This window comes from Geminicoccaceae bacterium (assembly GCA_020638465.1).
Taxonomy (GTDB): Bacteria; Pseudomonadota; Alphaproteobacteria; order Geminicoccales; family Geminicoccaceae; genus JAGREO01.
The window spans coordinates 671,787-687,742 of the sequence record JACKIM010000002.1 but is presented as its reverse complement, the minus strand read 5'-3'; the positions used below and the strand labels follow the sequence as shown (position 1 = coordinate 687,742).

Here is a 15,956-nt window from a genome sequence, read left to right as displayed (position 1 = left end):
TCGGCGTCTATGTAGGCTCACAATCCCGCAAGCGCAACCCCACCGGGCATCATCGTCACAGCCGTCAAGGCCGCACCGGGCTGACCGCATGGATCATGCAGTCGGCCTGACGCAGTTGCTCTCCGGCGATAAACGGCGGCACACAAACAGTCCAGCCGGAACCGGATGCCTAGATTGATGCCAGCAGATCTTCGCGACCCAGGGTAAAATCACTGTCGATCCACTGTTGTTCCATGTCGCGCAAGACCTTTCCGACAGCAGGTCCGGGCGTCATGCCGAGGGCCAGCAGATCCTTGCCGCTGACGGGCACGGCCGGATAGCGGAAATCGTCGAGTACAGCCCGTGCCGCATCAAGGCCGGCTGAATCGAGCCGTTGCCGGGCATAGGCCACCAGCAGCAGCAGCCTCGCCCGCACGGCGCCGATACCGTAGGCCCAGGCGCGAAGCGCGGCATCCGTTTCGCCAAGCGGCGGCAGATCCGCTGTGCAGCCAAAAACGAGATCGTCACTCTCCTGCCGCGAAAACCTCAGACGTTCACAGAAGGACGCCGGATCGAGACGATCCCTGACCAGCACGACCGCCCTCGTCAGCCAGTCTGCTCCCCTTGCGGGGCCGTCGAGATACTGCAGGCCCGCAAGATCCCCGTCACCCCCGAAAATGCGGGTGAACACTCCGGTCGCCATCATCGGTGCAATGGCCCCGCTGGCAAATTCGTATGCCAGCATACGGCGAATCTCCGCCGCGATGCGTTCACCCGAAAGCCGGTCGAGTCCACCAAGATGGCTCGCGACGGCGTCCACAATAGCAGGGTCGAGCGGCTCACGGGCATAGCGCGGCAAGAAGCGAAACAGGCGCAGGATGCGCAAATAGTCTTCGCGAATGCGGGTTGCCGGATCGCCGACGAAGCGCAACCTTCCGGCACGCAGGTCTTCCCGACCGCCGAAATAGTCGTGAATGCGACCATCAGGCTCGCAACTCATCGCATTGATGGTGAAATCCCGCCGGGCAGCATCCTCGGCAAAATCGCCGGTATATTCCACAACCGCATGTCGACCGTCGCATGCCGTGTCGCGCCGCAGTGTGGTAACCTCGAAAGAAGCCCTGCCCAACAGCACGGTCACAGTGCCATGCTTCAGTCCCGTGGGAATGCTGCGATCGAACAAAGCCATCACCGCCTGCGGCAGAAGACTGGTGACAATGTCGATATCGCCACCTGAGACCACCCGGTCGAGCAGTGCGTCACGCACGCAGCCCCCCACGAAGCGGGCCCTGCCGCCCGCACCGGCGATCCGGTCGAACAGTACGGCACTTTCCGGTGTCCGCAGCCAGGAAACACGTTCTTGAGAAAGGAATTCAGGGTTCTCGGACATGGCCCGGCACGATCAGTCCGTTTTCAACATGGGGAGGAACGTAAATTCCGTTCGGAGAGCCTTCCGTCTGCAGCCCGAGAGCAAACAGCGCCACCACCACGAACCCGAGGCCAGTAACGGTCAGCACATACCAGGGCGTATCGTCGAGAAAGTCCCGTCCGTTGGACACCAGCCAGCGCCATCCGAAATAGGCCGCAAATGGAACGAGAAAGGGCAACAGGTACTGGAGCAGGATTCGCAGCATGTGAAAATGGCCCGTTTAATGGCAAGAACAGCCTGTTCAGGTTTGTCCGTTAAGCAGGCGGCTGAAATTCACCAGCATGCCGGCCGTCGCACCCCAGATATAATGAGGACCGTAGGGTATGGCCCAGAAATGTCGGCGTACACCATCGCGCAGGAAGGAATCACGCCGTTGATTGGCCGGATCGATGATGTAGGCGAACGGCACCTCGAAGAGTTCATCCACTTCGAACGGGTCGATCGAAAAATCTACTGGCGGCCTGATCCAGCCCACGACCGGATGAACCCGAAAGCCGGTCACCGTGTCATAGGTACGGAGCCCGCCGAGGATATCGACCGCCTCTGGATCGAGGCCCACCTCCTCCTGCGCCTCGCGCAGAGCGGCTGCCGGCGCATTCGGGTCTTCCGGCTCCATGCGGCCACCGGGAAGGCTGATCTGCCCCGCATGGGCATTGAGATGAGCCGTGCGCCGGGTCAGGATCAGCGATAGCCCGTCGGGACGATCTACGATGCCGATGAGCACTGCCGCCGGGGTAAGGCGTGTTCGCTGCCGGTCGCGCGATTCATCACCGGCGATGTGATGGCTCGACACGTCGCCAGCCGCTTGCCGGATGATCAGGCGAAGCTCCTGCGCCGTCAGCCCCCCCGCCCCTCTCAACGAGCACCCAGCACATGGAACGTGCCGCAACTCCACACCCCGATTTCTCCCTCATGTTCAACGGCCATGTCGGCCATTTCATAGAATACGGCCCGGGCGACCCGGCCTTCGAGCCGGTCGCGGATCGTGACATAGGGCGCAAGGCCGCCTCCGTGGGAACGTTCCCGCATGACCAGGGGATATCGATCGTCGATGGTGACCCACTCGTCGGTATTGCTTCGCAGCCGGATTATCTGCCCATTGCAGCCGGTCTCACCTTCGAGTGCGAGTTCCAGCAGCACGAAAGGTACATCCTCGACTTCGATACGCCCCTGTTCCACAGGTGTGACCAGCCAGTAGCTGCCGTCATCCGCCTTGCGCAGAATGGTGGAGAAAAGCCTGACCAGTTCGATGCGTTCGATGCGCCGCCCTTCGTGAAACCACTGCCCACGCGAATCGATACGCATGTCGAAATGTTCGCCGTCGCGACCACTGGCAAGGAGGTCGCGCAAGATGCGGTCAGGATCGAATGCGCGCTTCATGGCGAAGGTGAGTCCACGAGATTTCGTCCGGGGCACGCTTGCATTAACGTGAAAACAAAACACTCTTGCTCTATTTATAGACGAGATACACATGATACCAGCCCCGCATTTGTGTGAAAGGCTGGTCATGCGGAACATCCTGGAAGGCGTGGGCGACGATGAGGAGCAGGACGTGAACGACGTGACAACCGACCAGCTTGAGCGGCAGCTCGACGATGCCGTCGACGTGCTGGGCCGCGTGCGCGCCGAAATCGGCAAGGTCATCTTCGGTCAGGAACGGGTGGTCGAGGAATGTCTCATCACCATTCTCTCAGGCGGCCATGCCCTTCTCGTGGGCATACCTGGCCTGGCCAAGACGCGATTGGCGGCAACTTTGGGAACCGTGCTGGGACTGGCTGAGAAGCGCGTGCAATTTACTCCCGATCTGATGCCCTTCGATATCTTGGGATCGGAGGTTGTCGATGAACTTCCCTCAGGCGAGCATCAGTTCCGGTTCATCAAGGGGCCGATCTTCAGCCAGCTGCTGATGGCTGACGAGATCAACCGGGCGAGCCCACGCACGCAGGCAGCCCTGCTTCAGGCGATGCAGGAGGGCAAGGTCACCGTCGCCGGAACCGACCATCCGCTGCCGGTACCGTTCCATGTGCTGGCGACCCAGAACCCGATCGAACAGGAGGGTACCTATCCCCTTCCCGAGGCACAGCTCGACCGTTTCCTGCTGCAGGTCAACATTGACTATCCCTCCCCCGAGGCCGAGCGGAAGATGATGATTGCCACGACCACCGACAGCGAAGAGGCCGTCGGTCGGGTCATGGACGGGAATGCGCTGATCGCGTTGCAGGCACTGGTGCGCCGGTTGCCGATCGGCGAACGGCTGATCGATGACATTCTTCATCTCGTACGGGCCGCCCGTCCGGGTGCCGGAGCGGATGAAGAACTCGCCCGCCATATCGCCTGGGGGCCCGGCCCCCGCGCCAGTCAGGCCCTGATGCTGGCCGTGCGCGTGCGTGCGCTGCTCGATCAGCGTCTCGCTCCGTCACGCGAGGATCTTCGGGCAATGGCACCCCCCGTCCTGCGTCATCGCATGGCGGTGACCTTCGCCGCACGTGCCGAGGGCATCGGCGTCGACGATATCATCGAGCGGACCTGTGCCAGGGTGCTGGCCTGACGATGCCCGTTGAAATCCGCTCCTCTCTTTCCCGGGACGGTCTCGATGCCATCCGTGCCCGCTCGCAGGTCTACGGAGACCGCCTGCCCGGGCTCCTCGTCGAGGCCGAACGCGTCGCATCGACGGTCATCCAGGGCATTCATGGCCGCAGGCGTACCGGCACAGGCGAGACATTCTGGCAATACCGCCCCTACCAACCGGGTGAACCGGCCACGGCCATCGACTGGCGCCAGTCTGCACGCTCGCGTCATCTGTTCGTCCGCCAACAGGAATGGGAGGCAGCACAGAGCGTATGGTTCTGGGTCGATCAATCGGCATCCATGCGCTTTCGCTCGATCGCCTCCACCGCCTTCAAGCACGAACGCGCACTGTTGATCGCCCTGGCGCTGGCCAACCTGTTGGTTCGGGGCGGCGAACAGGTTGCCGTGCTGGGCTCGGATCACAGGCCGTCGGGGGGACGCCATGCCGTGGAGCGCCTGGCACAGGATCTCCTCGACGCGGCCATGCGCGATGAACCCCTGCCTCCCGTCGCACGCCTTCCCGCGCACGGCCGGCTGGTAATGCTGTCCGACTGGCTTCAGGCTCCCGAGGAAGTGGAGACAAGCCTGCGCAACATCGCTTCGCTGACGGTCACATCCGTACTCCTGCAAATCATCGATCCGGCCGAGATGGAGCTACCATTCAACGGCCGTACGCTGTTTCGCGGGCTGGAAGGGGACGGCGAAGCGCTGTTTGGCAGCGTGCGTGACATACGCCAGCGCTATTTGCAGTTGTTCGACGCTCACAGCAACCGACTTGCCTCCCTTTCGCGAAAGCTCGGATGGACCGTGCTGAAGCATCGAACCGACCGCCCGGTTCTCGGCGGATTGTTGCCGGTCTACGAACTCATGAGCGCTGCAAAGGGACATTGAGGCGATGCTGACACTGGGACCGCTCGCATTCGCCCATCCCTGGCTGCTGATGGCCCTTGCCGGATTGCCTGGGCTCTACTGGCTGCTGCGCTTGACCCCGCCGGCGCCAAAATCCGTCCATTTTCCGCCGCTAAGGTTGCTGCTGCAACTGGTTACCCGTGAGGAGACACCGGCTCGCACACCCTTATGGTTGCTGCTCCTGCGCATAGCCGTGGCGATGCTGGTCATCCTTTCCGTGGCCCGGCCGGTGCTCAACCCGGCCCCGGCCCTGGAAGGCAGCGGACCGGTCGTGATCGTTCTCGATGACGGGTGGGCAGCGGCATCCCATTGGAATCAGCGAATATCGACGCTGGACACCGTTCTGGTGCAGGCAGAACGCGACAATCGGGAAATCGTTCTCGTACGTTCCGCTCCCGGCGAGAACGGAATTGCTGTCCAGCGCTTCGATGCCATCACGGCGCGCGAAAGTCTGGTGGGCCTCGAACCTCGCCCATGGCCCGTTGATCGGGCAGCGACGGGCCAGGCGATAGCCGAGTTGGCCCTCCACGAAGCGACCTCGATATGGCTGACAGACGGACTGGTTGCCGGTGAGGCGACACCGGGCCCCGCCATCCAGCTTGCGGAACAATTGGGTCAACTCGGATCGCTGACGATCGTGACCCCCGCCGATGGAGAACGCGCGATCCTCCTCGACGTACCTGAACCTCAATCCCAAGGACTTCTGCTGTCGGTGGAACGGGCCGGCAGCGAGGGCGAACGGCCTGTCAGCCTGAACGCCATCGGGCCGGACGGCGAGGTTCTCGCACGTGTCAGGGAGAGTATTCCCGATGGCGACAGACAGCTCGACATGCAGCTCGACCTCCCGGCCGAACTGCTCGGTCACGTGGCCCGCATAGAAATAACCGGCGAGGAGTCGGCCGGTGCCACGGTGCTGTTCGACGAGCGCTGGCGGCGGCGAAGCGTCGGCATCGCTGCACCGTCGCAAAGCTCCGTCGCGCAACCCCTGCTGGCGGAGTCCTATTATCTTTCGCGTGCCCTGTCGCCTTTTGCCACGGTAAGGGAAGGTTCCGTCGAGGAGTTACTCGACCAGCCCATATCGTTACTCGTGTTGACCGACCAAAAACAGATCGAGTCTCACGCCCGTTCCCTGCTCGATCCCTGGATGAAAGCCGGTGGCGTGGTGCTGCGCTTCGCCGGTCCGAGACTTGCCGATGGTGATGACGATTTTGTACCGGTCCCGCTGCGTCATGGGGATCGCAGCCTGGGCGGAGCACTTTCCTGGTCGACTCCTCTGATGATGGCCCCCATACCCGCGGATAGCCCGCTGGCCGGTATCGACATCAGTGACGAGGTGACCGTCACTCAGCAGGTGCTGGCCCAGCCTTCCGCCGAACTCGCCGGTGCCACACTTGCCAGTCTCGAAGATGGCACCCCACTCATCACCGGCAAGCGCATCGGCGCGGGATGGTTGATCCTCGTGCACACGACCGCCAACACCGCGTGGACGAACCTGCCACTGTCGAGCGTTTTCATCGACATCCTGCGCCAGATTCTCGCGATGGCACCGGGCGCGGGCGGTCTGCAATCAGGGTTGATGCGAATCGATCAGGTACTCGATGGCTTCGGGCGCCTGGTCGACGCAAAGGTGGATATCGAACGAATTGATGGACGAGACTTTGCCAGCCAGGTGGCCGGCCCGCTCACTCCACCGGGCTTGTGGGCCCCTGCCGACAGCCTCGAAACCACGAACGAACATGCGCGTGTCGCCCTCAATATTCAAACCGCCATCCATGGTATCGAACCCATGGACCTGCGTGATCTTGCCACCCATTCCCGGAGATACGACGCCGCGCAGGAAACCGACCTGCTACCCTGGCTGTTGGGCATTTCCCTGCTGCTGGCCATGGTCGATCTCACCATTTCCTACGTCTTCCGCGGCATTCTGCCCGAACCTGCACGCATGTCGCGAACAGCCTCGATCGCGATCGTCGTCGCCGTGGTGCTTGCGAGCGCACCATCCGTGCAGGCCCAGGAAGACGATACGGCAAAGCTCACCTCGATGACACGACTGGCCTATGTCCGGACAGGACTGCGCGATGTGGATGACATGAGCCGGGCAGGCCTTGTCGGGCTGGGCCTCGTGCTGGAGCAACGGACGACGATAGAGACCGGAGACCCGGTCGCGGTCGACCTCTACTCGGACGATCTCGCCCTGTTTCCGTTACTCTACTGGCCAATATCGCCCGAACATCCGCGAATCCCCGGAGAAGCGATCACCCATCTGGACGACTACATGCATCATGGCGGGCTGGTCCTCATCGACACCGGCGATGCCGCCCGCATGCTGCCCGGCCAGACCGCCGCAGGTCCGGGCGAGTTGCGATTGCAGACGATCCTGCACGATCTCGATATCCCACCGCTCGAACCGGTGCCGCAGGATCACGTGCTCACCCGGTCATTCTACCTGCTGCAAGATTTTCCCGGCCGCTTCACCGGCCGGCCTGTATGGGTCGACCAGACTCCCTCGGGCATCAACGATGGCGTCGCCAGCATGATTGTCGGCTCGAATGACTGGGCTGGAGCATGGGCAACCGATGAATATGGCCGTTCTTTGCTACCCGTCGTGCCCGGTGGCGAACGCCAGCGGGAGATGGCACGTCGGTTCGGTGTCAATGTGGTCATGTATGCCCTCACCGGCAACTACAAGACCGATCAGGTCCATGTGCCGGCACTGCTTGAAAGGCTGGGTCAATGAGTTCGAGCGAGATCAGCATCGCACCCTATCTACCCGTGTGGCTGCTGACGACCCTTGCATTGGCTGCCATCGTTCTGATCGGCGTCGGATTGCTCAGGAATGCCCGAGGCTGGGTCTGGAGAACCCTCTTCTTCGCCATCGCGCTCACCATGCTGCTCAATCCGCAGATTATCACCGCCGAACGCGAACCTCTCGACGATACGGTCTTGATGCTGGTCGATCATAGCGCCAGTGCACGCATCGATGGACGTGACAAGCTGATCGAGAATGCGCGCCTTGCGCTGCACAAGAAGCTCGACGACATCAGGGGGATACGTGTCGAGGAAGTGATCGTCGACGATGACCGGAACGAAGGCAGCGCCTTGTTTGCAGCCCTTCGCGCCAGGCTCGCTGAAATCGATCGAACCCGGCTCGGCGCAATCGTCGCGCTCACGGACGGCATTGTCCATGATGTTCCCGATGATCCCGGCAAGCTCGATCCGGGAACACCATTCCATGCCCTCATTGCCGGCCGGCCGGACGAAACCGATCGCAAGCTGGTGATCGAGAAGGCCCCGACTTTCGGATTGCTCGAAGAGCCGCTGGCGATCGTGCTCAAGGTCGACGACTACCCGCAGCCAAGTGCAGCCGGCATACCCGTCACTCTTCGCAAGGACGGGGAAGTTTTCGAACAGATCCTGGCCACTCCCGGCGAATCGATCGCTGTACCCATCAATCTCGACAAGGCCGGAAAGAGCGTGATCGAAGCCGAAGCGGCACCGATGGATGGGGATGGCGAACTGACCCTGCTCAACAACCGCGCCACGGTGACGATCAACGGTATTCGCGACCGTTTGCGCGTGCTGCTCGTCTCCGGACAGCCCTATCCGGGCCTGCGCGTCTGGCGCAACCTGCTCAAGGCCGATCCGGCGGTCGATCTGGTTCATTTCACGATCCTGCGTCCTCCGGAAAAGCAGGATGGAACGCCGATACGCGAACTGGCGTTGATCGCATTTCCCAGCCGTGAACTGTTCGAAGTCAAATTGCCGGAATTCGATCTGGTCATCTTCGACCGCTACGCCCGTCGAGGGCTTCTGCCACTGGTCTATCTCGACAATGTCGCGCGATATGTCGAACAGGGCGGTGCATTGCTGGATGAAGCCGGTCCCGAATTTGCCGAAGCGATGAGCCTCTATCGCACGCCGCTTTCGCGTGTACTGCCCGGTCGCCCTTCAGGTGAGATTTTCGAACGAGGCTTCAAGCCAGCGGTCACCAGGGACGGTACATTGCATCCGGTGACGGCCGGTCTGGGCGATCCAGAAAACTGGGGCCGATGGTTTCGGCAGATCGACATCGAGAACGATCGTGGACGTACTCTGATGACCGGTGTCGCGGACCGCCCGTTGCTGGTGCTCGACCGGGTCGGTGAAGGCCGAGTGGCACAGCTCCTGTCGGACCAGGCCTGGCTGTGGGCCAGGGGATTCGAGGGAGGCGGTCCGCAGGCCCCCTTGTTGCGGCGGTTGGTACACTGGCTGATGAAGGAACCAGAATTGGAGGAGGAAGCGCTTTCGGCACGCGCCGAGGGGGACGGCTTGACCATTGAGCGACGCAGCCTCGAAATCACTGGTGACAATCGCACGGTGACAATGACGGCCCCCTCGGGAAAGCAATCACAGGTTGATCTTTCCATAGATGAAAATGGCATCTTCACTGCATATGTGCCCGCCACGGAAGATGGAACCTATCGCATCGTCGATGGTGATCTCGTGGCCTACGCCTCGCCGAGGCGACTTTCCCGGGTCGAGCTCACCGAACTGCGCGCCACAGGAGATGAACTCGCCCCGGTTGTCGATGCTACCGGTGGTTCGACCCGGTGGCTCGATGTCGACGGCATACCTGAATTCCGGATTGTCGGTGACGGAAGGGCCAGCGCCGGCCGCGGCTGGATCGGCATCCGCGAACGCAATGCGCACAAGGTGACCGGTGTTACTCAGAAGGCCCTGCTGCCCCCCTTGCTGGCACTGATCCTGCTCGTCGGAACGCTGTGCACGGCGTGGTGGCGGGAGGGCCGCAACTGACGGATTGCCAACAGTCGGAAAACCACAAAACCACATCGACCGTTTGGAACCGGATGTCCGGTTTGGCCTCACATGCGGGCCAGGACAGCCCCCCAGGCAAAACCGCCACCCATGGCGTTCATCAGCACGAGATCACCATTTCCGATTCGTCCATCGCTGCACGCGGTATCGAGAGCCAGAGGGATGGATGCGGCCGAGGTATTCCCATGTCTTTCCACCGTGACGACCGTCTTTCCATCGGCCAGCCCCAATCGCTTGCCCACCGCCTCGATGATGCGGATATTGGCCTGATGCGGAACAAGCCAGTCGACATCGGCAATGGTGAGCCCCGCCTGTTGCAGGACCTCGCTGGCCGCACCGGCAAGGCGGCCAACGGCATGGCGGAAAACCTCGCGTCCGTTCATGCGCAGGTGACCGGCAGTACCTGTGGATGATGGACCGCCGTCGACATAGAGTTCATCGTAGTAACGCCCGTCGGCCGACGCCGTACAGGCAAGAATGCCCGCATCGTCGCTGGCAGAGTCAGCGGTGAGCACCACGGCACCAGCGCCATCGCCAAACAATACGCAGGTACCGCGGTCTTTCCAATCGAGGATGCGCGAGAAGGTCTCCGCACCGATTACGACGGCAAGATGAACCTGTCGCGTACGGATCAGGCTGTCCGCGAGCATCAGGGCATAGGCAAAGCCGGCACAGACCGCCTGCACGTCAAACGCCATGCATGGTCCTACCCCGAGTTTGCGCATGACCGCCGTTGCCGTCGCCGGGAAGGTATGGTCAGGAGTGGCGGTGGCCACGATGATCAGGTCGACGGCACCAACCTGAACACCGGCGCGCCGCAACGCTTCGCGGGCGGCATTCGTCGCAAGATCCGAGGTCAGTTCGCCCTCGGCCGCAACATGCCGCTGGGCAATGCCGGTACGTTCGCGAATCCAGCTGTCCGAAGTATCGAGAGTTTTCGAAAGTTCGTCATTGGTCAACACCCGATCGGGCAGGTAGGACGCGACCGAACGCAGAAGGGAACGGGTTGTCTGGCTCACCGTGCAGCAGCATCCGCAGAATTGGACTCCGAGACGAGTGCGCTCATCTCCTCGATAATGCGCTCATTCGTTCCCCGCCGGGCAATATCGGCCGCGGCCTTGATCGCCGTGGCGAATCCAACGGCGTCGGTACCACCGTGGCTCTTGACCACAACACCGTTCACACCGAGGAACATGGCTCCATTGTAAAGCCTGGGGTCGAATTTTGCGCGCAGGCGGCGCAGCGCCCTGCGCCCGAACAAATAAGCGACCTTGCCACCGAGAGAACTTCGAAATGCATCGCGCAGGGCACCTGCATACAGTGAGGCGGTGCCTTCCGCGATCTTGAGTGCCACATTGCCTGTAAAACCGTCGGTAACGATCACATCGACCGTACCGTCGATCACGTCGTTCCCCTCGACGAAGCCCGCATAATCGATATCGAGGCCACTGTCTCGAAGAAGTGCCGCGGCCTCACGCACCACATTGTCCCCCTTGACCTCTTCGGTTCCGACATTGAGCAGGGCAATTCTCGGTTTTTCGATATCCAGCACTGCCCGTGCATACACTTCCCCCATTACAGCGAACTGGAGCAGGTTTTCGGCACTGCAATCGACATTGGCCCCCAGATCGAGCATCACCACGGGCCGCTGCCGCGACGGCAGGACCGACGCAATGGCCGGGCGGTCGATGGATGGCAGGGTACGCAGCACAACCTTGGCCATGGCCATGAGTGCACCGGTATTACCAGCCGACACCGTCGCCGCAGCCTTGCCATCACGCACCGCATCGATAGCCAGACGCATCGAACTGTTGCGCCCCTGTCGCAGGGCGACGCTGGGCTTGGCATCGCCGGCGACATATTCCTCCGTGTGCAACAACTCGCACACGGACCTCAGTTCGGCATGCTGGTCGAGCATAGGCTTCAGCCTGCGCTCGTCACCAACGAGGAGGAACCGGATATCCGGTTCGCGCTGATGGGCCAGGGCCGCTCCATCGATCACCATCTGCGGGGCATCGTCGCCACCCATGGCATCCAGGGCTATGATCAGGCTCATCCGTTCAGTGCCCGCCGTCACGCAAGCTGCGCAGCCTGGCAAACGGGCCGTTCGGATCAATATTGTCTTCCTGAAACCTCCGCATCATCTCATCGGCGCCCGGCGAGCGGGGATAGGGATCGAGTGAAAGGGAAAGTTCCTCGACGGCTATCTCACCCACATCGAGCAGGCCGTTGACCAAGGGTTCGGGCTCCTCATTGTCAATGCCTACAACGATCTCTTCATCCTCCCCGGCATGGTCTCCATCGTCGTCCGAACGACCGCAGAGGCTGAAATAGCGTTCAATCGGAATCTCCATGATCATCGCCACGGGATCGAGCGTGACCACACAGGTCTGGGTGGCGTCGATCTCGAGATTACCTCGCAGGATGACGATACCCTCTCGGGGACCGTGCGAGAGATGCAAGCGGGCTTCGAACCGGCCCAGACCGGCAAGGTCGAGCCTGCGGGCGATTGAAGCCCGTTCGACCGGATCGGCGAAAATCTCCATCGTTCGCCCAGCTACCGGCAAATCCTCAAGTGAAGCCAGTCGCGTCAGTTCATTCATTTCCGGCCGACTCCGCTCAAGCCTGCCATGGCATCATCGCAAAACCACCTTGAAGCGACCACAATGCAGCTTTGCCTGCCCGCAACCGGCGAACAGAAGCGACCTGGTATCGCACCCGTCATGTTCTTCGCCCTTTTCGCACTTTGGGAAAGACCGTTAGGCATTCGCCTCAACCGGGTCAATCACTTTGCCTTTGCTCGGGAAGAGTTCCCATTTCAAGTTGTCCGAATGGCCACTCGTTCAATTTTGAATCATAATCGATCACTGCCCGGGCAACCCCAGCCATGTCGTTCGTGGTAGCGATATTTCTCCGGATCGTCGCCGTGAGTGCTACCATATCTTCATTGGCAAGTGCCATTTCGAGATGTGCTGTCTGCGCGATGAATGTGGCAGCCGCCCTTTTCACGTGCTTACCCACGGAAAGGTCGCCAACACCCTGCTCGCGAAAATTGCGATCGATATCGGCAAACATCAGGTCGAACAGCGCCTGCGCGAGTTCTTCACCCCTTGCGCCATCGCGTTTCAGCCGACGAATGACCAAAGCGGCGGTGATCATGATCATCTCAAGCCGGCCATCACTTGTATCAGGTACACCAAGGTGCGAATAGAAAAACGAACGTCGTGCTTCACGCACGACATCAGTGTATAATCGAGCCGCGCAGTCGCGCAACCTCGTGCGGTCCCTGTGCTTGCTCCAGAACCGGTAAAACCACCCTGCTTGTCTCAATCAACTCATCCGTGCTAACGCGCGATCAATCCTGGCAGATAAAGGATGCACAACTTGCTCCACCGAGACGTTGGTCCAGTTTCGACAGCGGGAAATAGCCGGCGCGTGGCCTTTCTCCGCCATGCGGGCATCGCCCTTTCCCTGGCGGTGGTGATGACGGCATGTACGCCCACGGTCAAGCTGCATGGCTATCGGCTCGACCGGCAATTGCTTACGGAAGTCGTCCCGGGCGAGACCTCGAAGGAGGAGGTGCTGCGGGTCATGGGGTCGCCTTCGTCCATTGGTACGTTCGATGACAATGACTGGTATTATGTTTCCCAGACTACGGAACAGGAATCATTCTACCAATCGGAAATCACGGCACAGGATGTGGTGGTCATCGCCTTCGATGAGCGGGGTATCGTCAACCGCATCGATCAACGCACCCTCGATGATGCCGTCGACGTGGTACCGTCGTCGGACGAGACGCGCACGCTGGGCAAGGAACTTTCCCTTGTCGAACAGCTGGTCGGCAATATCGGTCGTTTCAGCGATCGTGATGGACCGGTTGGCGGCAATTGACCATTTGCCATCTTCTCCACGGTGATGAATGACCTTGTCCGATCGTGGATATGCGAAAAGGCCCGGTCCTCATCGACCGGGCCTTTCTCCACTTGGCAACCTGCCGTATTTCCCGATCAGTGGCCGACGCTGAGCGCTGCCAGGATGATCAGGGCTACAATATTGATGATCTTGATCATCGGATTGACGGCTGGGCCGGCGGTGTCCTTGTAGGGATCGCCGACAGTATCGCCGGTAACGGCCGCCTTGTGCGCCTCCGAGCCCTTCCCGCCATGATGGCCTTCCTCAATGAGCTTCTTGGCGTTGTCCCAGGCACCGCCACCTGATGTCATCGAGATGGCGACGAAGATGCCTGTGACGATGGTCCCCAGAAGCATCGCACCCAGGGTAGTGAAGCCCTGCGCCTGACCGGCGATACCGGCGATGACGAAATAGACCACCACCGGAGCAAGAACGGGCAGCAGCGAAGGAATGATCATTTCCTTGATGGCGGCCTTGGTGAGAAGGTCAACGGCGCGGCCATAATCAGGCTTCGACGTACCGGCCATGATCCCGCTGTTCTCGCGGAACTGCCGGCGTACCTCCTCGACAATCGAACCGGCTGCCCGGCCCACGGCCTGCATGCCCATGGCACCGAACAGGTAGGGGAGAAGACCGCCGATGAAGAGACCGACCACAACGTAGGGATCGCTCAGTGAGAAGTTGATATTCAGATCGGGGAAGTAGTGCCGCAGATCCTCGACATAAGCTGCGAAGAGCACCAGTGCGGCAAGACCTGCCGATCCGATGGCATACCCCTTGGTCACGGCCTTGGTGGTATTGCCAACGGCATCCAGCGCATCCGTCGTGACCCGCACCTCGGCCGGAAGCTCGGCCATCTCCGCAATACCACCGGCATTGTCAGTGACCGGACCGTAGGCGTCGAGCGAGACGACGAGACCCGTCAGGGCCAGCATGGTTGTTGCCGCAATGGCAATCCCATAGAGCCCCGCCAGCAGATAGGCAATGAGGATACCGGCACAGATCACGAGGACCGGCATGGCGCAGGCTTCCATGGAGATGGCGAGCCCCTGGATCACGTTCGTGCCGTGGCCGGTGGTCGACGCCTGAGCGATGGACTTCACCGGGCGATATTCCGTGCCCGTGTAGTATTCGGTGATGAACATCAGCGCACCGGTAACCGCAAGGCCGACGATGGTGCAGAAATACGCGTCCATGCCGGTAAATACCGTACCGGTATTGGTCGTGTATTCGGTTCCGATCCCGAGAACCAGTGCGGTGAAGGGGAAGAGAGCCACCAGTGAAATGCCGGCAGCTGCCCAGAACCCCTTGTAGAGCGCCTTCATGATGTTGTTGTCGGAACCCAGCTTGACTAGGTAAGTGCCGACGATGGATGCGATCAGGCAGATTCCGCCGATGATCAGAGGATAGACCATAAGGGTGGAGGACGACTCACCGGTGAAGAAGATCGCCCCCAGGAGCATGGTTGCGACAACGGTCACCGCATAGGTTTCGAACAGGTCGGCTGCCATGCCGGCACAGTCGCCGACATTGTCACCGACATTGTCAGCGATCACGGCCGGATTGCGTGGATCGTCTTCCGGAATTCCGGCCTCGACCTTTCCGACCAGATCGGCACCGACATCAGCACCCTTGGTAAAGATGCCGCCACCCAGACGGGCGAAGATCGAAATCAGCGAAGCACCGAAGGAAAGACCCACGAGGGCCTCGAGAATCGTGCGCTGTTCCGCACCGAAGATCAGCAGGGCGCCGTAGTAGATGGCCACGCCCAAAAGGCCCAGGGCCACCACCAGCATACCGGTGACGGCGCCTGCCTTGAACGCCACGTCAAGCCCCTTCGCAAGCCCCGATTCCGCTGCTGCCTGCGCGGTGCGGACATTGGCTTGCACCGATACATTCATGCCGATGTAGCCGGCACAGCCCGACAGAACGGCACCGATCAGATAACCGATACCCACCGGAATACCGAGAAAGACCGACAAGAGCAGGAAAATGACCACGCCGACGCCGGCAATCGTCATGTACTGACGGTTCAGGTAAGCGCGCGCGCCCTCCTGGATGGCGCTGGCAATCTCCTGCATGCGCGGATTGCCAGCCGGCATCGCAAGCACCAGATTGCGGGTGACCACACCATACGCGACCCCCGCAAAGCCACACCCCACCACGACCACGAAAAGGAACCACTCAAGCCCCGACATACGTTCTCCCTCGATAGTCCTTACCGGCCGGCCCTGACTTGGTCGTTCCGGTGTGCTGACAGAAAAACCGGTAGCGGCCCGAAAGATCGGAGGACCGAAACCTGTACCCGCCCTGCCGTTTAACCTCGTGGATGGGTGATGTCCAT

At 61.1% G+C, this 15,956-nt stretch carries 14 protein-coding genes; 5 read left to right on the top strand and 9 right to left on the bottom strand.

What is annotated here, in order from left to right:
- Positions 1 to 169: 169 nt before the first annotated feature.
- The 4 genes from H6851_13575 to H6851_13560 are packed head-to-tail and all read right to left on the bottom strand — an operon-like array spanning position 170 to position 2,788.
- Positions 170 to 1,369, bottom strand: coding sequence for a CCA tRNA nucleotidyltransferase (locus tag H6851_13575; protein ID MCB9944633.1), 1,200 nt, complete (start codon positions 1,367 to 1,369; stop codon positions 170 to 172).
- Positions 1,353 to 1,610 carry a hypothetical protein gene (locus H6851_13570; GenBank protein MCB9944632.1) on the bottom strand — a complete coding sequence of 86 codons (258 nt, stop codon included), beginning with the start codon at positions 1,608 to 1,610 and terminating at the stop codon, positions 1,353 to 1,355. Before H6851_13570 ends, H6851_13575 begins: the two co-directional genes overlap by 17 nt.
- Positions 1,611 to 1,649: 39 nt before the next feature.
- The gene (locus H6851_13565) at positions 1,650 to 2,303 is read right to left on the bottom strand and encodes a CoA pyrophosphatase (protein ID MCB9944631.1); all 654 of its coding nucleotides are present in this window, start codon (positions 2,301 to 2,303) and stop codon (positions 1,650 to 1,652) included.
- Complete coding sequence (locus H6851_13560; protein MCB9944630.1) at positions 2,264 to 2,788, bottom strand: DUF1285 domain-containing protein; 525 nt, start codon at positions 2,786 to 2,788, stop codon at positions 2,264 to 2,266. Before H6851_13560 ends, H6851_13565 begins: the two co-directional genes overlap by 40 nt.
- 127 nt (positions 2,789 to 2,915) lie before the next feature.
- Between H6851_13560 and H6851_13555 the strand changes: the two genes are divergently transcribed.
- From H6851_13555 to H6851_13540, 4 genes are read left to right on the top strand one after another with little or no spacing between them, the layout of a single operon-like run.
- Positions 2,916 to 3,956 (top strand): MoxR family ATPase, encoded by a 1,041-nt coding sequence (locus H6851_13555; GenBank protein MCB9944629.1) that lies wholly within the window; start codon positions 2,916 to 2,918, stop codon positions 3,954 to 3,956.
- A 2-nt stretch (positions 3,957 to 3,958) separates the two neighbouring features.
- Positions 3,959 to 4,867 carry a DUF58 domain-containing protein gene (locus H6851_13550; protein MCB9944628.1) on the top strand — a complete coding sequence of 303 codons (909 nt, stop codon included), beginning with the start codon at positions 3,959 to 3,961 and terminating at the stop codon, positions 4,865 to 4,867.
- Between the two features lie 4 nt (positions 4,868 to 4,871).
- Positions 4,872 to 7,622, top strand: coding sequence for a DUF4159 domain-containing protein (locus H6851_13545; protein MCB9944627.1), 2,751 nt, complete (start codon positions 4,872 to 4,874; stop codon positions 7,620 to 7,622).
- Positions 7,619 to 9,679: a hypothetical protein gene (locus tag H6851_13540; GenBank protein MCB9944626.1), complete on the top strand. Its 2,061-nt coding sequence runs from the start codon at positions 7,619 to 7,621 to the stop codon at positions 9,677 to 9,679. Before H6851_13545 ends, H6851_13540 begins: the two co-directional genes overlap by 4 nt.
- Positions 9,680 to 9,747: 68 nt before the next feature.
- Here the strand turns inward: H6851_13540 and H6851_13535 are convergent, their stop codons facing one another.
- The 4 genes from H6851_13535 to H6851_13520 all read right to left on the bottom strand — a co-directional run bounded on the left by H6851_13535 (position 9,748) and on the right by H6851_13520 (position 12,865).
- A complete protein-coding gene (locus tag H6851_13535; protein ID MCB9944625.1) occupies positions 9,748 to 10,719 on the bottom strand; it encodes a ketoacyl-ACP synthase III in 972 nt (323 codons plus the stop codon).
- Positions 10,716 to 11,756, bottom strand: coding sequence for a phosphate acyltransferase PlsX (gene plsX, locus H6851_13530; GenBank protein MCB9944624.1), 1,041 nt, complete (start codon positions 11,754 to 11,756; stop codon positions 10,716 to 10,718). The genes H6851_13535 and plsX overlap by 4 nt, the downstream gene beginning before the upstream one ends.
- A gap of 4 nt (positions 11,757 to 11,760) precedes the next feature.
- Positions 11,761 to 12,303, bottom strand: coding sequence for a DUF177 domain-containing protein (locus H6851_13525; GenBank protein MCB9944623.1), 543 nt, complete (start codon positions 12,301 to 12,303; stop codon positions 11,761 to 11,763).
- 178 nt (positions 12,304 to 12,481) lie between these two features.
- Positions 12,482 to 12,865 carry a hypothetical protein gene (locus tag H6851_13520; GenBank protein ID MCB9944622.1) on the bottom strand — a complete coding sequence of 128 codons (384 nt, stop codon included), beginning with the start codon at positions 12,863 to 12,865 and terminating at the stop codon, positions 12,482 to 12,484.
- A gap of 270 nt (positions 12,866 to 13,135) precedes the next feature.
- On the opposite strand from H6851_13520, the gene H6851_13515 reads away from it, so the two are divergent.
- On the top strand, positions 13,136 to 13,591 hold the full coding sequence (locus H6851_13515; GenBank protein ID MCB9944621.1) for an outer membrane protein assembly factor BamE: 456 nt from the start codon (positions 13,136 to 13,138) through the stop codon (positions 13,589 to 13,591).
- Positions 13,592 to 13,707: 116 nt separating this feature from the next.
- Here the strand turns inward: H6851_13515 and H6851_13510 are convergent, their stop codons facing one another.
- Positions 13,708 to 15,810 (bottom strand): sodium-translocating pyrophosphatase, encoded by a 2,103-nt coding sequence (locus H6851_13510; GenBank protein MCB9944620.1) that lies wholly within the window; start codon positions 15,808 to 15,810, stop codon positions 13,708 to 13,710.
- Positions 15,811 to 15,956: the final 146 nt, after the last annotated feature.